The organism is Parvimonas micra (assembly GCF_037482165.1).
Classification (GTDB): domain Bacteria; phylum Bacillota; class Clostridia; order Tissierellales; family Peptoniphilaceae; genus Parvimonas.
Genome location: NZ_CP148048.1, coordinates 33,588 through 55,305, shown reverse-complemented (window position 1 = coordinate 55,305; position 21,718 = coordinate 33,588). Strand labels below are relative to the sequence as shown.

The following is a 21,718-nucleotide window of genomic DNA, read 5'->3' as shown; positions in this document are numbered from 1 at the left end:
AATTTCCTCCTAAATAATTCCTCTAATTTCTTCTAAATTTTTTATATTTTGTTCTTTACAGAATTTTTCCATTCCTTCAATTATATCAATCATAGCCCTAGGATTGATAAAGTTTGCTGTTCCGACTTGAATTGCGGTTGATCCTGCCATAATAAATTCAATTGCATCTTGCCAATTCATTATTCCGCCCATTCCAATAATCGGAACATCTACAACTGAAGCGACATCTCTTACCATTCTTAAAGCAATAGGTTTTATACAAGCTCCTGAAAGTCCTGCCGTTACATTATCAAAAACTGCTTTTCTATTATAAATATCTATTGCCAAAGCATTAAATGTATTTACAAGTGAAAGGCAATCCGCTCCCGCTTCAACACAAGTTTTTGCCATTTCTTTTATATTTTCAGCATTTGGAGATAATTTTACCATAAGGACTTTATCAGTATTTTCTCTAACTTTTCTTACGATTCCCTCTGCAATATCACATTTTATTCCAAAAGCCATTCCGCCTGATTTTACATTCGGACAGGATATATTTAATTCAATTATTTTTATATTTGTTTTATTGATAAGTTCAATAGATTTTAAATAATCCTCTAATTGTGAACCTCCAATGTTTGCTAAAATCTGTGTATCAAAACTTTCCATAAAAGGTAAATCTTCTTCAATAAAAGTTGGTACTGAAGGATTTTGAAGTCCGATACTGTTCATTATCCCTGCAGGTGTTTCGTAAATTCTAATTCCCGTATTTCCGTCCTTGCCTGCAAAAGTAAGTCCTTTTGTAGAAATACCGCCAATTCTGTTTAAGTCGATATATTCAGCATATTCTCTACCGAAGCCAAAAGTTCCTGATGCTCCGATAACGGGGTTTTTAAATTTAACTCCACAAATATCTACTTCCAACATTAAAAATTCACCTCCTTAACTTCAAATACAGGACCTTCCTTGCAAATTCTTTTCATTCCGTTTTTTGTTTTACAACTACAAGCTAGACAAGCTCCTATTCCACAACCCATTCTACTCTCTAAAGAAACATAGACAGGTATGTCAAAGCCTAAATTTTTTACAGAATTCATCATAGGATTTGGACCGCAACAATAGATTACATCATAATCATCTTTTATTATTTCAGTTATGAAACCCTTATGTCCTACACTTCCTGTATTTGTTGCGATATATGTATTTTTTGTAAATTCCTTAAATTCTTCAGTAAAATATATTTCATCTCTAAAGCCTGCATATAAATCGACATCCGCTTCCAATTTCTTTGCAAGATATAGCATTGGTGCAATTCCAATTCCCCCTGCAACAAGTGCGACTTTTTTTCCTTTGAATTCATCAATCGGAAAGCCGTTACCAAGTGGTCCTAAAATTTCTATGCTGTCTCCAACTTTCTTTTCGGACATAATCTTTGTACCTTTTCCCACAACTGCATAAAGAAAAGTCAATTTATCATCTTCCATATCACAGATACTTATCGGACGGGGAAGCATAGTCCCGTCCTCAAAGCATTTAACCATATAAAATTGTCCAACTTTAGCTTTAAATTCTCCCTTGACATTCATTTTGTAAATGCCTTCGGAAATTTTTTCATTTAAAATTATTTCAACTTTTTCGTATGATTTATTCTCCATAAATATCCTTCCTCATATTCAAAACGGCTTCTCTTGTATAATGAGCAAATCTTTCTTCGCCGTCTTCAAATTTTTGATAATATTTTATAATTCCTCTTGAAGAGTTTACAACTCCACCATTAAAGTCATTCAAATAAGTTCTGATGTCTTCTGCTTTTGCACCTTGTGCCCCATATCCCGGTAATAAGAAGAAAATATTTTTATATCTTTCTCTTATCTTTTTAGCTTCTTCACTATGAGTTGCTCCTACGACAAATCCCAAAGGAGAATATCCGCATTCAGAAGTCAATTCATCAGCAAATTTTTTAAGTTCGTCTCCAACTTTGAAGTATAGAGCTTCTCCATTGTAGTCAAGACATTCAATATCCTTTGATCCCTCATTTGAAGTTCTAAGTAAAACGAAAACTCCCTTTTCTCCGGTTTTTAAATAATCTAAATAAGGTGTGATACTATCCATTCCCATATATGGATTAAGAGTTATAAAATCCGCTTCAAACTCTCCTTTAAAATGTGCCTTTGCATATTCCTTTGCAGTACTTGCAATATCTCCTCTTTTAACATCCCCGATACTTAAAAGTCCCTTTTCTTTAAGATATCTTAAAGTTCTTTGGTAAGCAATAAGGCCTTCAAGTCCGTTTGCTTCATAATATGCAATTTGTGGTTTATAGATTGCTACAATATCACTTGTTGCATCAATTATTGTCTTATTATATTCAAAAATTATATCTGAAAGTTTTTCGTGCTTTTCTTTAATATAATTTGGAATATAATCTAAATGGCTGTCAAGTCCAACACAAACAAATCCCTTTTCTTTTACTGCTTCATATAATCTATCTACTATCATTAAAATTCTCCTTTATATTTAATTTCTCCTGCTTTAATTGTCATAAGCACTTCTCCGTAAAGTTCCATTTTATCAAAAGGTGTATTTTTTGCTTTTGATGCAAATTTACTTGAATCTACAACAATTTTTTTATCAGTATCAACTATAACCAAATCTGCAAAATATCCCTCTTTTAAAAGACCTTTTTTTATTCCCATTAAATTAGCTCCACCATAGGACATTACTTTTGACAAAGTTCTTATGTCAATATTTCTCTCTTTAACCAATTTTGTATTACAAATCACAAAGGCAGTTTCAAGTCCAACAAGTCCCGGACTTCCATTTGCCTTATCCTCTGCAGTATGTGGTGCATGATCAGTTGCAATCGCATCAACTGTTCCATCCAAAATTCCATCAATTAGAGCATCAACGTCAGCTTTTGTTCTTATCGGAGGATTTACTCTGTATGAATTATCCCAAAGTGCAATATGATGTGGAGTTACTTCGCAAGTAACCTTTACTCCCTCTTTTTTTCCACGTCTTACAGCTTCCAAAGAGTCGATTGTACTGACGTGGCAAAGATGAATTCTTCCATCCAATCTCTTTGCAAGATAAACATCTCTTAAAGTCATAAGGTCTTCTGCTATTCTATAATCAATTGGAGAAAGTTCACTTTCTGCATGTATCATTATGATTTTATCGTATTTTTTCGCCTCTAAAATTGCTCTGTACATTGTAGTTTCGGAAAGCACACCCTTACCGTCATCGGATAAAAATTTTGCATTTTCAAATTTTGAATAGTCAACCAAATTTTTTCCGTCAAAATTTTTAGTAACTGCAACTATTTGATTTATATCTACTAAATCCAATTCCTTTGCTCTCTTCATTATATCATTATAAGTTTCTAAATCACTGCAAATCGGTTTAGTATTTGCCATTGTATTTACAGTTGTATATCCACCTCTTAAAGCTGAAAGTGAGCCTGTTTTTAAATCTTCCTTATAAGTAAAACCTGGATCTCTAAAATGCACATGCAAATCTACAAATGCAGGCATAACAGTTTTTCCCTTTGCATCTATAATTTCAAAACTATCATCAAAACTTAAATTTTCACCAATCTCTACTATCTTTCCGTCTTCAATTTTTATCTCTCCGACTCTATTTATATCTTTATCCACTAAAATTGCATTTTTAATTATTTTTTTCACTATGTCCTCCACAAGAATATAAATTATCACAGTAATTACATCTATAAATTCCCTTTTCTCTATTAACTAATATAAATTTATTTTGAACATTTTCATGGCAAGTTATACAACGTGGGTTTTTACATTTTATAAAGCCCTCTACCTTTTCAGGTAAAATCATTGAAAGTTTTTCCTTGATTTTTTCATTTTCTATGATGTTTACAGTCAAATCTTTGTCGATTAAACCTAAAATCGCAAGGTCAATATCCATAACATTTTCAATCTTTATCATATCTTTTTTGCCGTATTTTTTAGAATCTGCATTCATTATAAGTGCAACTGTAAAATCTGCACTATCCAATTCTAAAAGTTTAAAAATTTCATAGCCAAGACCCGGTTTAATATGGTCTATTACAATTCCATTTGAAATACTATTAATATTTAACATTATTTTACCTCCAATAATTTTAAGATTAATGCCATTCTGATTATCATACCGAATTTAACTTGATTAAAATACTTTGCTCTAGGGTCTAAATCCACTTCTGTCGCAATTTCATTTACTCTTGGCAATGGGTGAAGAATTATCATATCATCCTTTGCAGTTTTCATCTTCTTATTATCTAAAATGTAAGTATCTTTAAGTCTTACATAATCAGCCTCATTGAAAAATCTTTCCCTTTGAACTCTTGTCATATATAGAATATCAAGTTTATCCATAACTTCCTCAATTGTTCTAACTTCAATAAACTCTACATTATGATCATTTAGATACATCTTAATATATTCTGGAATAACAAGCTCAACAGGTGAAATAAAGATAAATTTATTTCCCTTAAACTTTGAAAGTGTCTTAACAAGTGAATGAACAGTTCTTCCGAATTTTAAGTCCCCACAAAGACCAATAGTCATATTTTCCAAACTTTTCTTATATTGAGAAATTGTAAGTAAATCTGTAAGAGTTTGAGTTGGATGTTGATGTCCACCATCTCCCGCATTAATAAAAGGAACAAGTGTAACTTCTTTTGCAAGCTCTGCAGAACCCTCATGAGGATGACGCATAGCTATAATATCTGAATAACAACCCACTGTTTTTATTGTATCTTGTAGGCTTTCTCCCTTAGTTGCTGATGAAACTTTAGGATCCGGAACAGTTATACAACTTCCACCAAGTCTAAGCATAGCTGCTTCAAAACTCAATCTTGTTCTTGTTGACGGTTCAAAAAATAATGAAGCTAAAACTTTTCCCCTACATTTTTCTGAAAATTTTTCAGGATTATTATAAATCTCTGCTCCTAACTCCATAAGTTCAAGCAACTCTTCACAAGAAAAGTCCTCACTACTAACTAAATTTCTAAATTCTTTCATACAATCCCTCCTATTAAGTCATTTTGTCATAATCACAAAAAAAGGAAATAACAAAAAGTTATTTCCTAAAATTTAAAATATTAACGAAAAATATTGAATATAATTCCTTTATAAAGTCCTTAACAGCTTTGATAAAAGGAAATTTTATAAACTTAAAAAAAATGCTAGAAATACATTTTTTAAAAAATGAATTCCTAGCTAAATTACTAAGTTTATTAAAAAGAGAAAATTTAAGACCAAAAACAGAAGAGTCAATTAAACAATTATTCTTGCTATTAAAAACCGACATTTTAACTGAATTTGTCATAAAATTTACCTCCGTCAAATTTTCTTTGACTATTATACAATAATAGAACTATATTGTCAATACATTTTTAAAAGATTTCACAAAAAAACTCCACCTTTTTGGTGGAGTATTCTACTTATTCAACAAGTCCGGCTTAAATGTCGGAACCATATCTTTTAAGATGTCTGTAATTTCTTTTTTATCCAGAGTGTTTTTAACTTTATCAAGTCTTTCAAGTCCATCTTTTAGAGCTTCTACATCGTGAACTATCGGTTTTTCTATAAATATTTTTTCATATTCAGTTGCAACTGAATTTTCCATATTTAATAGTATTTCTTCATAAAGTTTTTCGCCCGGTCTAAGTCCTGTAATCTTTATGTCGATGTCCTTATAAGGTTCATAGCCAGAAAGTCTAATAAGGTTCTTTGCCAAATCAAGTATCTTAACTGGTTCACCCATATCAAGTATAAAGATTTCTCCCCCTTTGGCGATTGCTCCTGCTTGTAATACAAGTTGGCAAGCTTCAGGGATTGTCATAAAGTATCTTATTATATCTTCGTGAGTAACTGTAACAGGTCCACCCTCTTTTATTTGATTGATGAAAAGTGGAATTACAGATCCGTTTGAACCTAAAACATTTCCGAATCTAACTGCAACAAATTCTGTTTTAGATTTTTCGTTAAATGTTTGAACTAACATTTCACAAATTCTCTTTGTAGTTCCCATTACAGATGTCGGATTTACAGCTTTATCTGTTGAAATTAAAACGAATCTTGAAACACCATGCTTATCGCAAGCTCTTAGAACATTTAATGTTCCAAAAACATTGTTTTTAATTGCAGAAGTTGAGCTGTTTTCCATAAGTGGAACATGTTTATGAGCAGCTGCATGAAATACTACATCCGGTTTATATTTTCCAAAGATAATATCCATTCTTACTGCATCTCTTATTGATTCAATTTCTACAACTAAATCCAAATCCTTATAATGTCTTACAAGTTCCATTTGAATTTCATAGGCATTATTTTCGTAGATGTCTAAAATTATCAATCTTTTTGGACTGAATTTCGCTATTTGTCTACAAAGCTCGGAGCCGATTGAACCGCCTCCACCTGTTACCAAGACCGTTTTATTTCTCAAGAAATCATTTAGGACTTCTTGATCTAATTTAACTTCATCACGTCCAAGTAAATCTCCAATTTCAACATCTCTTAAATCTCTTATATTTAATTTTTGATCATCAATTAATTCATACATTCCAGGAATTATTTTAATCTTCATAGATAATTTTGAACAAATATCTGAAATGTCTTGTTGAATTTCCCTATTTGCTGAAGGCATTGCCAAAATAACTTCATCAATTCTAAATTCGTTAATTGCTGAAATTATTTTTTCTTTTCCACCAACAACTGGAATTCCTAAAATTTCTGTTCCTATTTTATTTTTATCGTCATCAATAAAAACTACAACCTTATATCCTAATTCTTTATGTTTTCTAAGTTCATTAAGAACTAAGACCCCTGCATCTCCAGCACCAACTATTAAAACTCTTTTAAGTTTTTCAACAGGGATTGAAAAAACTAAATTTTTTCTAGCTTTTGAAAGATATCTTGTACCAGTAACAAAGAACATATCAATTACAAATACAAGTGCCATAACACTTCTCGGAAATCCTACATTCATTGAAATCAAAAATATTCCTGTTAGAACATTTGCTACAACTATTGCCATAAAAATTCTAGACAATTCTTTAAAATCAGCATATCTCCACATTATTCTATATAATCCAAATAGAGCAAAAACTATAATTTTTATTAAAACTATAGGAATTATCCATTTGCTATACATATACCAATAATTTGCAGGAATATGCCAGTCAAATTTTAATAAAAATCCTAAATAGTAGCAAAGATTTATAACTATAATATCCAGTATTATTAAAAATATTTTTCTGACCATTATTATTCTCCCATTTTAAAATCCGATGAAACTAATTCTTTCAAATACTCCTTAATAGCATTTTTATTTGTTTCATCTTTTAAGCCATATTCAACACTTGCAATCAGAACTCCAAGTTTATTTCCAACGTCATAAGTTTTTCCGTCAAATTTATATCCTAATAAATCTCCTTTTAAAGTCAATTCATTTAAGGAGTCTGTAAATTGTATTTCTCCATTTTTTCCTGCTTTTTGATTTTCAAGAATTTCAAAGATTTCATTTTTAACAATGTATCTTCCGACCATTGCTAAATTTGAATTTGTTTCATCAATACTCGGCTTTTCTATAAGTCTAGTTGAGTCAAAAACATCTTTTTCGATTTCTTTTCCTTCCAAAATGCCATAATTGTGTCTTTTCTCATCAGGCACAACTTCAACTCCTACTACCGTTTTTCCGTATCTGTTATAAATATCAACAAGCTCTTTTGTGCATGAACTGTCTTTACAATCAATTATAACATCCCCCAAAACAACTGAAAAATCTTCGCCATTTACTGCTTCTTTTGCACAAAGAATTGCATGTCCCAATCCTTTTTGTTCTTTTTGAATTATAAAACTTATCTTACATTTTAATATTTTTTCTAAAGATTCAATATCACTTTTTGATACATTATTCGAATTTTTAACTCTTAGATCAATTTCAGAGTTAAAATGCTTATCAATAGTAAAATAATCTTCATTTACAATAAGAATTACCTCATCAATTCCTGCCTCTACAACTTCTTCAATAACATATTGTAAAGTAGGTTTGTCAAAAATCGGCAACATTGCCTTAGGAACACCTTTAGTTGCAGGAAACATTCTAGTAGCGAGTCCAGCAGTTGGAATCACGACTTTTTTTATCTTCATAACTACACCAACGCCTTCAAATTTTCAATTACATAATCAACTTGTTCATCTGTCAATAAAGTATGAAGTGGCAAAGTAATTTCTGATTTATAATTATCATAGGCATTTGGATAATCCTTGATGTCAAAACCTAAATTCTTATAAGCAGTATGCATAGGCAAAGGCTTATAATGAACATTAGTTGAAATTCCTCTTTCAGCCATCTTTATAATTATTTCATTTCTCTCTTCTTCACTTGCACCATCGATATTTACAATATAAAGATGACAACAAGATTTTCTATCTTCTTCAAAGTGAACAAAAGGTTTAATTCTTGTTCCTTCAAATCCTCTATTATATCTTTCTACAATTTCAAAACGTCTTTTCAAAAGATTTGGATATCTCTTTAACTGAGCTAAACCAATACCTGAAGCAATATCAGTTAAATTGCATTTATAATTAGGAGCAACAATATCATACTCCCAAGAACCAGGTTTCATCTTTGAAAGAGCATCCTTTGATTGCCCATGCAAAGATAAAAGTTGAAATTCTCTATAAATTTCATCATTATCCAAGCCTAAATCTCTATTCCAAGTAACTGATCCACCCTCAGCAACAGTAAAATTTTTAACTGCATGGAAAGAAAAACAAGTAAAATCAGCAATACTTCCACTCGGTTTGCCTTTATATACAGCTCCAAGTGAATGAGCAGCATCAGCCATAACTATAACTCTACCGATTTTTTCTTGTAATTTATTATTAGGCTTAAATAAAGCTTTCTTTTTTTCTACAATTTCAAAAATTTCATCATATTTACAAGGCTTCCCAGCCAAATCAACTGGAATAATTACCTTTGTCTTTTCTGTAATAGCATTTTCTAAAGCTTTTAAGTCCATAAACTTATCTTCTTTATTACAATCAACTAAGACAATTTTTGCTCCAACGTGATGAATAACACTTGCAGATGCAGTATAAGTATATGCACAAGTTATAACTTCATCTCCTTCTTCAACTCCAAGAACTCTTAAAGTAAGCTCCATTGCAGCTGTTGCAGAGTTTAAACAAACTGTCTTATCTGTATTTGTAAAAGCAGATAGTTCTTGTTCTAATCTTTTAGTTTTCGGACCAGTTGTTATCCAACCTGATTTTAAAGTATCAACAACTTCATCAATCTCTAATTGGGTAATATCTGGTGGAGAAAATTCTATTCTCATATAATCACTGTCCTATCTATTGTTGTTATTATTATTTCTATTATTGTTGTTGTTATTGTTATTGTTATTGTTGTTAGTATTGTTATTATTTCTATTACTATTGTTGTTAGTATTGCTGTTATTTTTATTATTGCTATTATTACTGTTATTGTTGTTATCAGTATTTTCATTAGTCTTATCAGAAGATGATTTTTTCTTCTTATCTATAACAGCACCTTTGCCTTCTTTAATATTTTTAATTAAAGATTCTTTGTCATCTTCATCAACAAGAATATATTCAACATTTTCAACTTTATCTTCTTTCTTTTCATCGTCTACAACAACTTTTCCTGTATGGAAACTTGAACAACCAACAAAAGAAAGACAAACTAAACAAATCGCAACTAAATTTCTTTTTTTCATAATGAACTCCTATTCACTATCCTTTTCAACCATAGGTTTCATTGTTGGGAAAAGTAATACATCTCTTATGGATTCTTGATTAGTCAAGTACATAATAAGTCTATCAATTCCGATTCCCATACCACCTGTTGGTGGAAGACCTATTTCAAGCGCATTGATGAAATCATAATCCATCATTTGTGCTTCATCATCTCCATTTTCTCTGGCTTCAACTTGTTTTAAAAATCTTTGCTTTTGATCTATCGCATCATTTAATTCACTAAAAGCATTTGCAATTTCTCCACAATTTACAAAAGCCTCAAATCTTTGAGTATATCTCTTGTCCTTAGGATCTCTCTTAGCAAGTGGACTGATTTCCACAGGATGCTTAGTAACAAAAGTAGGTTGAACCATATATTCTTCACAAAATTCTTCAAAGAATAAAGAAATAATTTCTCCTCTTGTAGTATGTTCAGTAACTTCTATTTTCTTTTCAATAGCAAGCTTTCTTGCTTCTTCATCAGTTAAAATTGTTTCAAAATCAACTCCTGCATATTCTTTTACAGCGTCAACCATTGAAATTCTTCTCCAAGGTGGTTTAAAGTCGATAACTTTACCTTGTAACTCAACTTCAGACTTTCCAACAACTTCCATACAAACAGTATAAACCATTTCTTCACAAAGTGTCATCATTTCTTCATAGTCAACATAGGCTTGATATAACTCAATTGCAGTATATTCAGGATTATGAAGTTTATCCATACCTTCATTTCTGAACATTCTTCCCATTTCATAAACTTTATCGAAACCACCTACAATCAATCTCTTTAAATATAATTCATTTGCAATTCTAAGATACATATCAATATCCAAAGTATTGTGATGAGTTATAAAAGGTCTTGCATTCGCTCCACCGGCAATTGTATTTAAAATAGGTGTTTCAACTTCTAAAAATCCTCTACTATCAAGATATTTTCTAATAGAAGAAATAATTTTACTTCTCATAACAAAAACATCTTTGATTTCAGGATTTACAATTAAATCTACATATCTTTGTCTATATCTTAAGTCAACATCTTTTAAGCCGTGAAACTTTTCTGGTAAAAGTTGTAAAGATTTTGTAAGTAAGACAACCTTTGAACTTCTTATTGAAATTTCTCCTGCATGAGTTGTGAAAACTTCTCCTTCAACCCCTACAATATCTCCAATGTCTAAAGTCTTAACTTCTTCATAACTTTCGCCTAAAACGTCAAGCTTATTGAAAAGTTGAATTTTTCCAGAAAAATCTTGCAAGTCCATAAAACAAACTTTACCATGTCCTCTTTTTGTTCTAATACGACCAGCAAGTCTTACAACTTTTCCTTCATAATTTTCATAATTATCTTTTATCTCTTTTGAATAAATAGTACCTTCAAACTTTTCTATCTCATGTGGGTCTTTTCCTGCATCAACTAACTCTTGTAATTTTTGTCTTCTAACTAAGAGCATTTCATTTAAATTTTGTTCTTCCACTATATCACCTCTTAATTTACCTTAATATTTTGTATTTTATATTCTACAACATTTCCATTAGGTAATTGTACTTGAACTTTATTTCCTTTTTTCTTTCCTAAAATAGCTCTACCGACCGGAGATTCATTTGAAATTTTTCCTTCAAGTGGATTACTTTCAGCAGAACCTACAATAGTATATTCTATTTTTTTCTTGCTTTCAACTTGAACTAAAGTAACTGTAGCACCAACATTTACAGTTTTTGTATCTAATTCAACTTCATCAATTATCTTTGCATTTGCAATCATATTGTCAAGTTTAACTATTTTTTCTTCTATCTGAGCTTGTTCATTTTTAGCTTCATCATATTCAGAGTTTTCAGAAAGGTCTCCAAAATCTCTAGCAATCTTTATTTTTTCTGCAATTTCTTGTCTTTTTACAGTTTTTAATTCTTCTAATTCTAATTCCAATTTTTTTAACCCTTCAGCGGTTAAAAATATTTCTTTTTCGTCCATAATATCTCTCCTTAAAAATCTACAATACTATTCAAATAATTATACTAAAAACATAAAAAAAAGTCAATCAAACTATGAATATTACATATAAAATACTAAAATTGTATTTATGAAATTGCTTGACTAAAGTTTAAATATATGTTAAAATGTATTTGTCAAAGTATTAATGTTTTACTTTGTTTTTATAATAAAGTAAAAGGTATTTAAATAGTTATTTTACAAAGGGAGGATTTTATGACTAGACTTAAAAAACTTGTTAGTTTATTATTAGTTTCTTTGGCATTATGTTCTTGTGCATCTACAGGAATGTTGAAAAAAATTGAAAACAAGGTTTATGAAGGAGATGGCGGAGCGCAATTGGTTATAGTAAAAGAAAAATTTAAGTCTCCAAAACTTATGTTTCATGGCCCAAGTCTAATTAAACCTAATACAAATCCCGAACAAATTGAAAAAAATAGAGATAAATATGAAAAAAGTAAAAATAAAGAATATTCTGGTGTAAAAATCGAAGAAAGAGATGGCAAAAAATATATTGTTGCCAAAGATTTAAAATATAAACTAGTTGTTGTAGATGAAAATACAATTTTAGACGAAGAAGATAATGTAAATTATAGATGCTTACCGGATTTATATAAAGACAGCAAAAAATAAGAATTGACTAAACTCCACACAAGTGGAGTTTTTTGTTTAATATATCAAAGATACATATATAAATTGTAATTTTTATTTCTTTCAGAAATACTATTGCTTGCCAGCAAGCAATAGCTGGGATTTCCAGATCAATTGTATCTAACGATACAATTACCCCGTCAGACCTACTTTTGTTTACAAGTAAACAAAGTTAGGGCTAGATTAACCGTGTTCGAGATAACATATAAAAAATTGTAACTGCTTAATATATGATATGAAGATTAAAAAATTTTTCCTATAAGTAAAAATTCTAAAAAACATGCAAGAATTTCATAGAAAATTAAATCACTCTTTTTTTATTTTTTTGCCTTTTATCATATTTTATTATAGTACAGTTTTAATTTCACAGCTAAATATGTTTAATAATAAATTTTTTTGTGTTTTAAAATTGATTTTTATGGTATATATAAACTGTGTGGTAGTGTTTAAAGATAATAAACTCCTCCCATAAGTTTTCCTTTTCTTCGCTACCACATTTTACATATTAACAGTATAGTTATTAATCCTTTTAAATCCTCCCAATTTTTATAAAGATAAATTAACTTACTGTGATATTTAACTTTCCTAAACAAAAAATGGATGCAAAAGCATCCATTTTTTTTTGATTTTATTTTAATCTGCATCTCCGAATAAATCAACAAAATTATATTCAAGTTTCTTTGATTCAATAACTAATAAATTTTTGTCTTTTATTAAGATGTCTTCAGGAATTCCATCTGCTGTTATATATTTTTTACCATTTTTTTCAATTATTCTTGGATTATAATATAGTTTAGGAATTGAATAAGCTCCTTTTTCATCTTCTCCATCTGTATCTATCTCTATAAAATCAGCATGTTTTTTGGCAACCTTTAGAGTATCTTCCTCTCTATTATATTCTACTGCTGTAGAATTTAAATAAATTCTAAGATATCCCTTATAGGAAAAATAGTCTCTATTTGTAAAAGGTTTCATTTCTTCATAAGTTATACATTCAGAATAAACATATCCTGAAAAAGCTAATACACAACAACAAACTAACAAATATTTAATAAATCTCTTCATTGACAATCCTCCTTTAAATAAACCACTTACAGCATTTAATTAAATTAATACTGTGATTAAATTATATCATATTAAATGATGATTGTAAACAGATTTTTGCACCTTTTTATAATAAATATTTACGATATATCTATTTTTATATAATAGCTTCACAATAAAAAAAGCGTAGAACACTCTACGCTTAATTTTTTATATTAAATTATTTTTAACCTAATCTTTGTTTTGCATCTGATGCTCTTCTTAATGCTTGTCCAGCATAGTTAATTGAAAGCATTAGTACAAGTACTAATAATGATGCAGGTAACCAAATGTACATTCTATCTCTTAAAACTATAGGATCTAACGCCTTGTTGATTAGTGTTCCAAGTGAAGGTATTCCATCTGGTAAACCGAAACCAAGGAATGTAAGCCCAATTTCAATTCCCATATTACCAGCTAAATCTAAGATAAAACTAATTATAAGAATTGAGCTGATATTTGGTAAGATCCCACCGAACATTATCTTCCAAGCTGGCGTTCCCATTGTCTTAGAAGCACTTATATAATCACGTCTTCCTTCAGAAAGAGCTTTTGATCTTACAAGTCTTGCAATACCAACCCAGTAGAATACAGTCATTATGATTACGAATGTAAATACATTGTATCTAGGAACTAATGTTATGAATACGATAATAAGCATAAGAATTGGTAATACTTGAATAAAGTCTATAATTCTCATGATAATATTATCAACTATACCACCATAGTATCCGATAATCAAACCAACTATTATACCAATTAAATTAGTTAAAATAGTTACTGATACACCTATAAGGATTGAATTCCTAGTTCCAAGGAAAAGTTGTCCTAAAAGTGGTCGTCCTGCTTGGTCAGTTCCTAGCAAATGTCCACCTTCTCCTGGTCTTAGGAATGATTCCATAAGATTTACTTTCATTACTTCTTCTAAATTGAAGAACAAACTTCCTATAAACACTACTAATATTATCGTAATAAATACTAAAAGTGAAAATGTCGCTAATTTGTCTTTTCTAAATTCCCTAACAATTACGTGAAAAGCACTTGGTGTAATTTCTTGATTATGTAGGGAAGCATCTTTTTCCATTTCTTTTTTCTTACTCATTTTATCACTCCCCCTATTAGTCTATTCTTATTCTTGGATCAACTATACTCATAATGATGTCTGATAACAAACTTCCAAGTAGAGTCATAAATCCGTAAATCATAATTAATGCTGTTAACAATGAATAATCTCTTGATGAAATTGATTCAAAGAATAATTTCCCCATTCCAGGATAACTAAAGATTGTTTCCATAAATACAGAACCTGAAATAAGTCCTGTTAATGTAAAACCAAAGAATGCGGCTATTGGCAAAACAGAATTTCTAAAGATATGATGTGAATAAACTTTATCTATAGGAACTCCCTTACTTCTTGCAGTTCTTACATAGTCTGAACCTTTAGCATCTATAACTTCATTTCTCAAATATTGAACTGTTACTGTTGTAGCAATTAAAGTATAACATATTGCAGGTAATATCATATGTCTAAATCTACTTATAACATATGCAAAGCCTTCAACCCCTGGATCAACAGAACCAGATGCTGGGAACCAATGTAATGTATAACCAAATACTAAAATCATAACTAAGTAGAAGATATAACCTGGAATCGCATAAGTTACGAAGTTATACAATGTAACTGCTCTATCAAACTTGCCTCCACTATATCTACCTGATATCATACCAAGTGGTAATGAAACAGCATATGAACATATTACACAAAGTAAAGCTAACCAAAATGTATTGCTAACTCTTTGAGCTAAAAGAGTAGATACTGGTAACTTAAATGTATAACTAGTACCAAAATCTCCATGCATTATATTAGTAATCCATCTCCAATATTGTTGGTACCATGGATCATAGAAACCATATTTTATTCTTAAAGCTTCTATTTGTTTAGGATCAGTTGTTGGTGTAATTTGTCCAGAGAATGGATCCCCTGGCATCATCTTAGCCAAAATAAATACAAGAAGGCTTAATATTACTAATTGAGGTATCATTAAAAGAAATCTCTTTAATACGGTTTTCCACATATTATTTTACCTCCTTTTTTGCTACATAGTGAGTATCTGTAAGTTTAATCAAATCAAATACTTTACCATTTTCATCATAATATTCTTTTTCTAATTCTTTATATTCTTCTTCTACTCTAAGTCTGTTTGCAATTAATTGTTCCTTAATTCTAGGATCAGTTTCAGGAATCGCTGCAATTAATCTCTTAGTGTAGATATGTTGTGGATCTTTGTAAATATCTTCCTTTGTTCCTCTTTCTACAAGTCTTCCTCTGTACATAATATTTATGTAATCACACATATGTTTTACAACACCAAGGTCGTGAGAAATGAAAAGGTAAGATAATCCCATATCTTTTTGAATCTTTTTCATAAAGTTCAAAACTTGTGCTTGAACTGAAAGGTCAAGTGCTGAAACAGGTTCGTCAGCTATGATAAGTTTAGGATTTAAACTTATTGCTCTAGCAACCCCTATTCTTTGTCTTTGTCCACCTGAAAATTCGAATGAATATTTGTATAATGCATCTTCAGGCATACCAACTATATCTAATAGTTCTAAAACTCTTTTTCTTTCTTCTGTTACAGTCATCTTTTCGAAGTTTCTTAAAGGTTCTGCAATGATGTCAATAACTCTTTTCTTAGGGTCTAAACTCGCCATATTATCTTGGAAAATCATTTGAACATCCCTTGTAAACTCTTTATCTTTTCTTACCATTCTTTTAGTAAGTTTTTTGTCTTCAAAAATAACTTCTCCACTTGTAATTTTTTCAAGACCAATTATAGCTTTACCGATAGTACTTTTACCACTACCACTTTCTCCGATAAGTCCATAAGTCTTTCCCTTTTCAATAACCATATCTACGCCATCAACAGCTAAAACATGGTCGATTATCCTATTGAAAAAGCCTCCTCTTATTGGATAGTGAACCTTTAGGTCTTTAATTTCTAAAAAGCTCATTAATTACCCCCCTTTTCATCAAAATGAAAATTCTTATAACAAGTACATCTTACTAAATGCCCTGGTGATACTTCATGCATTGTAGGATTTTCTTCATGTTCTTCTTCACTTATCCAAGGGATTCTAGCCTTAAATCTACAACCTTGTCTTGGTAAATTTTTAAGTGAAGGAACCATCCCTTGTATTACATATAAATCTTCATCATCTGCGTCCATTTGAGGAATACTGTTCAACAAACTTCTAGTATAAGGATGCTTTGGATTTGTAAATAATTCTACAACTGGTGCTTCTTCTACAATTTGTCCAGCATACATTACACAAACTCTGTCAGCAAGTTGAGCAACAACTCCTAAATCGTGAGTAATCAAAATAATTCCTGCATTAATTTCCTTTTGAATTTGAACTAAAAGGTCTAAGATTTGAGCTTGAATTGTTACGTCAAGTGCAGTTGTTGGTTCATCTGCAATAATAATCTTAGGTTTACAAGCAAGAGCAATTGCGATGATAACTCTTTGTCTCATACCACCTGATAATTCATGTGGATATTGTCTTGCAACACGAGGAGGATTAGGAATACCTACTTGTTCAATCAATTCCAAAACTCTCGCTTTTCTTTCTTCAGCATTCATTTTTGTATGATAAATCAAACCTTCCTCGATTTGTTTTCCTATTCTTTGTAAAGGATTTAAAGCTGAAAGCGGATCTTGGAAAATCATTCCAATCCCTTCCCCTCTAATTTCATTAAATTCTTTTTCTGACAAACCTACTAAATTTTTTCCTTCAAACAAAATTTCTCCTGTTGAACGAGTGAAGTTTGGATTGTGTAAACCCATAACAGTAGTAGCTAAAGTCGATTTACCGCAACCACTTTCTCCTACTATAGCTAGTATTTCATCAGAGAATAATTTCATATCAACGCCATCAACTGCGTCAAAATATTCATCACGGATTCTAAAACTTGTGTGTAAATCTTTAATTTCCAAAAGCAATTCCTTTTGATCCATTGATTCTCTCCCCCTAACTTTGTGTTTTGGTATTATTCTCTATAAAAGCATAAATACATCTTGATAGCTAAATTCGTTTTTAAAAAACTAAAGTGAAAAGGAATAAAAAGTTTAAAAAATAATTCCTTATGAAACAAAAATCAACCTAACAAATAAATCAATTTTTAACAATCAATGTATCTATGTTATAAATTCAATTATAATTATACAATATTTAAAATGAATAATCAAGTACCTTGAAAACATTTTTTAAGTTTATTATTCTAAATAGCAGGTAATTTCAAAAATGTATAATTATGCTTTTTTATGAAAATAATCTAAAAAATATAATATCTTTTTGTTATTCCTTTCTTATTTTTATTTTGTCATAACTTTTGTAATATACTACATTAAGTGTTAAACCAATTATATTGATTTAAGATATCCCATACAAAAATGAAATTTTGAATAATTTTACAGATTGTAGAAAGTTAATCAAAGAATTTTTTGTGATTTTTTGAACTAATTAAAAAAATTTGTGAAATTAATTTCTTAAATTTTCATAAAATTTCACACAAAAAAGACATCTAAATTTTAGATGTCTTAAGTATAATTTATTTTTCTACGATTTCAATTTTGTCGTCTGCCTTTATTTTCCCGCCTTTTAAAACTTTTGTGAAAATTCCCTCTCTTGGCATAACACAGTCGCCAACAATATGTCTGATTTCACAGCCTAAATGACATTCTTTTCCTATTTGTGTAACTTCAAGAATACAGTCTCCTACTTTTAAGATTGTCCCAATTGGCAATTTGTAAAGGACAATTCCTTCAGTTAAGATATTTTCTGCAAAATCTCCTGCTGAAAGTTCCGGAAGTTTTTCTTTCATAGCTTCCATACTTTCAACTCCAAGCAAACTTACTTGTCTATGCCATTTTCCTGCATGTGCATCGCCATCTATTCCGTAATCTTCAATTAATTCTATGTACTCTACGGGATGTTTTTTTATTCCCTTTCTTTCACTTATACTTACTGCTAAAACTTTCATTACTTACCCCTCACAAAATCTCCGCTTTTTCCACCAGATTTTTCTAATAATTTTATTTCCGTTATTTCAATATCTCTTTGAACTGCCTTACACATATCATATATCGTTAGAGCAGCTATTGAAACTGCTGACAGTGCTTCCATTTCAACCCCTGTCTCTCCAACACATTTAGTTGTGGCAATTATTTCTATTTCAAAGTTTTCATAATTCATATTAAATTCTATATCAACGCCTACTAAATTTATCGGGTGGCACATCGGAATTATATCGGAAGTTTTTTTTGCTCCCATAATTCCAGCGACTTGAGAAACAGCTAAAACATCACCTTTTTTAGCTTTTCCATTTACAACTATATTAAAAGTTTCTTCATTTAATTTAACTTTTGCAAAAGCCTTAGCAATTCTTTTAGTTTTTTCTTTTTCTCCAACATCGACCATTTTTGCACGACCTTGATCATTAATATGAGTTAAAACTTTTTCTTCCATTTTAACCTCCGATTTTATTCATATCTCTTGCACTTTCACTTTTTCCGTCTTCAAGATGATGTTTTTCAGGTTTTTCAAAAATTCCTCTCTTAAAAACTTCTTCAAGCTCTTCTCCACTCAAACCTTTAAGATTTATTTCATCTTTTGAATGTAGGCAAGGTTTTAGTTTTCCATCACTTGTTAATCTTATACGATTACAATCTTCACAGAAAGAACAACTTATCGGGCTTATAAGTCCGATTCTCCCCTTTTGCCCCTTTATTTTGTAAATTTTTGCAACTCCTGAAACTCCGTCAAACTGCAATTTCGGCACTTTTTCCAAAACAATTTTGTTTGAAACAAATTTATCCTTAGACCAATTTGCCGTTTCTCCAATTTGCATAAGCTCTATAAAACGAACTTCCAAATCGTATTTATTTGCTAAATTTAGAAAGTCTTCTATTTCATCATCATTAAAGCCACCGATTAGAACAACATTTATTTTGACCTTAAAGCCCTTTTTTATTGCATAAAAAAGACTTTCCATAGTCTTATCAAAATCATTTCTCCTTGTTATATCATTGTACTTTTCTTTTATCAAAGTGTCAAGGCTGAAATTTATTCTTCTAACTTTATTTTCAAAAAGTTCATCTGCCATCTCTTTTAGATAAACTCCATTTGTCGTTATTGCAATATCTTCAATTTCATTAATTTCAGAAATCTGTTTACACAAATTAATAAAACCGCGACGAACCAAAGGTTCCCCGCCTGTTAACCTAATTTTTTTTATTCCGTTTTTCGATGCGACTTTAACTATTTCAACAATTTCTTCAATGGATAGAATATCACTATGACAAAGACTTTCAACTCCACTTTCGGGCATACAGTATTTGCATCTTAGATTACATAAATCAGTAACTGAAATTCTAAGGTAGGTGATATTTCTTCCAAATCTATCTTTCATATAATCTCCTATCTAGATTTTTTAATTATTTTCTGCTTCCAACAAAATTAAATCTTCTTTTCTTAAAGTTATAAAAAGATTTTTTTCGTGTTCAACCTTTTTCCAAATGTCTTTAGTTACTTCAACTCTTATGGATTTTCTTGCACCTTTTTTACGAACTAGGATTATAAAAGTAAAAACATCCTCAATAACCTTGTCGATTTCAACTTCAAATGAGTTTTTTTCTGATTTTATAAATTCGATAAAGTGAGCACGAACTCCTAAAACTTTATGATTTTCTAAAATCATATCGCTAGTTTCAAGCTCAACATTCCAGTCCTTTGCTCTAAGTCTGTTTTCAGAAATCTTTTCAATTTCAGAAAAGTTTTTACAACCGGAAATAAGACAGGATGAAAAAGTTTTTGGATTTTTAAAAAGTTCTTTCTTTTTCATAAGCTCTTCGCTTTTTCCCTTTGACATTACACAAATTTCATTGCAAAGCCTATAGACTTCCTCTCTACTATGTGAAACTAGAATTGTAGGAATTTTGTATTTTCTTAAAATTTCAGAAACTTCCAATTCTATTTTCCATTTTAAATAGTCGTCTAATGCAGAAAAAGGTTCATCTAAAAGGATAATTTCCGGTTTATTTATAAGTAATCTCGCAAGAGCAACTCTCTGTTTTTCTCCACCAGAAATTTCATTTATTTTTTTATCTTTTAAATGGGAAATCCTCATTTCTTCAAGTTTTTCCATAATTAATTTATCAAAATTTTCTCCTTCTCTTATACCCACTTTAATATTTTCATAGACATTCATATTAGGAAAAAGGGCATTGTCTTGAAATAAATAACCTATTTTTCTGTCTTTTGGAGAAACATTTATCTTTTTTTCAGAGTCGAATAGAACTCTATCATTTAATACAATTCTTCCTTTATCGGGTTTTTCAATTCCTGCAATACATTTTAAAGTAAGACTTTTTCCACTTCCTGATGCTCCTAAAAGTCCCATTACTTCATTGTCAAATTCAAATTTCGTTTTTAAATTAAATTTTCCGAAATTTTTTTCAATATCAACATAAATCATAAATTACTCCAATTTTTATTTAATCTTTAACTGCTTTCTTTTCCAACATATTTATAATGATAAGAACTGTAAATGAAATTACAATATTTACAAGCACCCATCTGTAAGCTAAAGCGTCATTTCCCGTTCTCCAAAGTTGATAAACAGTTGTAGAAATTGTCGCAGTATCATTTGGAGTATAGCCTGAAACCATACTTGTCGCTCCATATTCGCCCAAAGCTCTTGCAAAACTTAAAACAAGTCCTGCCAAAATTCCCTGTTTACAATTAGGTAAAGTTATTCTCCAAAAAATCCAAGTGTTGCTCTTTCCAAGAGTTTGAGCAACATATTTTAAATTCATATCGAAATTTTGAAAAGAACTTCTGGCTATTCTATACATTAGAGGAAAAGTTACGACTACAGTTGCAAAGATTGCAGAATACCAATTCATAACAAGTCTTATTGAAAATTTTTCCAAGAAAAAACTTCCGATTGCACTTTTCGGAGATAATAATCTCAAAATGAAAAAGCCGATAACCGTTGGTGGTAATACTAAAGGAAGTGTTAAGATAACATCCAAAATTCCTCTTACAAATCTATTAAGTTTTGAAATATAATATGCTAAGAATATCCCGATAAAAAAAGTTATCACTGAAGAAATTAATGCAATTCTTAGCGAATTTAAAAGAGGATAAAGATCCATAAACACTTCCCTTTCTTATTACTATT

23 protein-coding genes are annotated in these 21,718 nt (G+C 30.1%); 1 reads left to right on the top strand and 22 read right to left on the bottom strand.

All coding sequences use genetic code 11. The features are described 5' to 3' along the window. Positions 1-9: 9 nt before the first annotated feature. The 12 genes from WFJ11_RS00245 to greA all read right to left on the bottom strand — a co-directional run bounded on the left by WFJ11_RS00245 (position 10) and on the right by greA (position 11,724). Complete coding sequence (locus WFJ11_RS00245; RefSeq protein ID WP_338817412.1) at positions 10-906, bottom strand: dihydroorotate dehydrogenase; 897 nt, start codon at positions 904-906, stop codon at positions 10-12. After that, on the bottom strand, positions 906-1,634 hold the full coding sequence (locus WFJ11_RS00240; RefSeq protein ID WP_338817411.1) for a dihydroorotate dehydrogenase electron transfer subunit: 729 nt from the start codon (positions 1,632-1,634) through the stop codon (positions 906-908). Before WFJ11_RS00240 ends, WFJ11_RS00245 begins: the two co-directional genes overlap by 1 nt. Further along, on the bottom strand, positions 1,624-2,478 hold the full coding sequence (gene pyrF / locus WFJ11_RS00235; RefSeq protein ID WP_338817410.1) for an orotidine-5'-phosphate decarboxylase: 855 nt from the start codon (positions 2,476-2,478) through the stop codon (positions 1,624-1,626). Before pyrF ends, WFJ11_RS00240 begins: the two co-directional genes overlap by 11 nt. Beyond that, complete coding sequence (locus WFJ11_RS00230) at positions 2,478-3,665, bottom strand: dihydroorotase (protein WP_338817409.1); 1,188 nt, start codon at positions 3,663-3,665, stop codon at positions 2,478-2,480. The genes pyrF and WFJ11_RS00230 overlap by 1 nt, the downstream gene beginning before the upstream one ends. Further along, on the bottom strand, positions 3,649-4,092 hold the full coding sequence (locus WFJ11_RS00225; protein WP_009355043.1) for an aspartate carbamoyltransferase regulatory subunit: 444 nt from the start codon (positions 4,090-4,092) through the stop codon (positions 3,649-3,651). Before WFJ11_RS00225 ends, WFJ11_RS00230 begins: the two co-directional genes overlap by 17 nt. Continuing rightward, positions 4,092-5,012 (bottom strand): aspartate carbamoyltransferase, encoded by a 921-nt coding sequence (gene pyrB / locus WFJ11_RS00220; RefSeq protein ID WP_338817408.1) that lies wholly within the window; start codon positions 5,010-5,012, stop codon positions 4,092-4,094. Before pyrB ends, WFJ11_RS00225 begins: the two co-directional genes overlap by 1 nt. A 418-nt stretch (positions 5,013-5,430) precedes the next feature. After that, on the bottom strand, positions 5,431-7,257 hold the full coding sequence (locus WFJ11_RS00215) for a polysaccharide biosynthesis protein (RefSeq protein ID WP_009354424.1): 1,827 nt from the start codon (positions 7,255-7,257) through the stop codon (positions 5,431-5,433). A 2-nt stretch (positions 7,258-7,259) separates the two neighbouring features. Next, the gene (locus WFJ11_RS00210; RefSeq protein WP_338817407.1) at positions 7,260-8,144 is read right to left on the bottom strand and encodes a UTP--glucose-1-phosphate uridylyltransferase; all 885 of its coding nucleotides are present in this window, start codon (positions 8,142-8,144) and stop codon (positions 7,260-7,262) included. Between the two features lie 2 nt (positions 8,145-8,146). Beyond that, entirely contained in the window at positions 8,147-9,337 is a 1,191-nt protein-coding gene (locus WFJ11_RS00205) for a DegT/DnrJ/EryC1/StrS family aminotransferase (RefSeq protein WP_313961646.1), read from the bottom strand. 12 nt (positions 9,338-9,349) lie between these two features. After that, on the bottom strand, positions 9,350-9,739 hold the full coding sequence (locus WFJ11_RS00200; RefSeq protein ID WP_338817406.1) for a hypothetical protein: 390 nt from the start codon (positions 9,737-9,739) through the stop codon (positions 9,350-9,352). A 9-nt stretch (positions 9,740-9,748) separates the two neighbouring features. Further along, complete coding sequence (gene lysS / locus WFJ11_RS00195; protein ID WP_338817756.1) at positions 9,749-11,206, bottom strand: lysine--tRNA ligase; 1,458 nt, start codon at positions 11,204-11,206, stop codon at positions 9,749-9,751. A 35-nt stretch (positions 11,207-11,241) separates the two neighbouring features. Then, a complete protein-coding gene (greA, locus tag WFJ11_RS00190) occupies positions 11,242-11,724 on the bottom strand; it encodes a transcription elongation factor GreA (protein WP_009354343.1) in 483 nt (160 codons plus the stop codon). 234 nt (positions 11,725-11,958) lie between these two features. Here greA and WFJ11_RS00185 point away from each other — a divergent pair, with 234 nt between their 5' ends. Continuing rightward, the gene (locus WFJ11_RS00185) at positions 11,959-12,375 is read left to right on the top strand and encodes a hypothetical protein (protein ID WP_338817405.1); all 417 of its coding nucleotides are present in this window, start codon (positions 11,959-11,961) and stop codon (positions 12,373-12,375) included. Between the two features lie 651 nt (positions 12,376-13,026). On the opposite strand, the gene WFJ11_RS00180 is transcribed toward WFJ11_RS00185, so the two are convergent. The 10 genes from WFJ11_RS00180 to modB form a co-directional block, all read right to left on the bottom strand. Continuing rightward, a complete protein-coding gene (locus WFJ11_RS00180; protein ID WP_009354526.1) occupies positions 13,027-13,458 on the bottom strand; it encodes a hypothetical protein in 432 nt (143 codons plus the stop codon). 205 nt (positions 13,459-13,663) lie between these two features. Then, entirely contained in the window at positions 13,664-14,578 is a 915-nt protein-coding gene (locus tag WFJ11_RS00175; protein ID WP_313961412.1) for an ABC transporter permease, read from the bottom strand. Positions 14,579-14,594: 16 nt separating this feature from the next. Then, complete coding sequence (opp4B, locus tag WFJ11_RS00170) at positions 14,595-15,551, bottom strand: oligopeptide ABC transporter permease (protein WP_313961411.1); 957 nt, start codon at positions 15,549-15,551, stop codon at positions 14,595-14,597. A gap of 1 nt (position 15,552) precedes the next feature. Beyond that, entirely contained in the window at positions 15,553-16,488 is a 936-nt protein-coding gene (locus WFJ11_RS00165; RefSeq protein WP_313961410.1) for an ATP-binding cassette domain-containing protein, read from the bottom strand. Next, positions 16,488-17,492 carry an ABC transporter ATP-binding protein gene (locus WFJ11_RS00160; protein WP_313961409.1) on the bottom strand — a complete coding sequence of 335 codons (1,005 nt, stop codon included), beginning with the start codon at positions 17,490-17,492 and terminating at the stop codon, positions 16,488-16,490. The genes WFJ11_RS00165 and WFJ11_RS00160 overlap by 1 nt, the downstream gene beginning before the upstream one ends. A 593-nt stretch (positions 17,493-18,085) precedes the next feature. Continuing rightward, entirely contained in the window at positions 18,086-18,517 is a 432-nt protein-coding gene (locus WFJ11_RS00155) for an MOSC domain-containing protein (RefSeq protein ID WP_338817404.1), read from the bottom strand. Further along, positions 18,517-19,002, bottom strand: a complete 486-nt coding sequence (gene moaC / locus WFJ11_RS00150) for a cyclic pyranopterin monophosphate synthase MoaC (protein ID WP_338817403.1) — start codon at positions 19,000-19,002, stop codon at positions 18,517-18,519. Before moaC ends, WFJ11_RS00155 begins: the two co-directional genes overlap by 1 nt. Position 19,003: 1 nt before the next feature. Next, positions 19,004-19,945 (bottom strand): GTP 3',8-cyclase MoaA, encoded by a 942-nt coding sequence (moaA, locus tag WFJ11_RS00145; RefSeq protein ID WP_338817402.1) that lies wholly within the window; start codon positions 19,943-19,945, stop codon positions 19,004-19,006. Positions 19,946-19,966: 21 nt separating this feature from the next. Next, positions 19,967-21,010, bottom strand: a complete 1,044-nt coding sequence (locus WFJ11_RS00140; RefSeq protein ID WP_338817401.1) for a sulfate/molybdate ABC transporter ATP-binding protein — start codon at positions 21,008-21,010, stop codon at positions 19,967-19,969. Positions 21,011-21,029: 19 nt separating this feature from the next. Next, entirely contained in the window at positions 21,030-21,692 is a 663-nt protein-coding gene (gene modB / locus WFJ11_RS00135) for a molybdate ABC transporter permease subunit (protein ID WP_338817400.1), read from the bottom strand. Between the last annotated feature and the right edge of the window lie 26 nt (positions 21,693-21,718).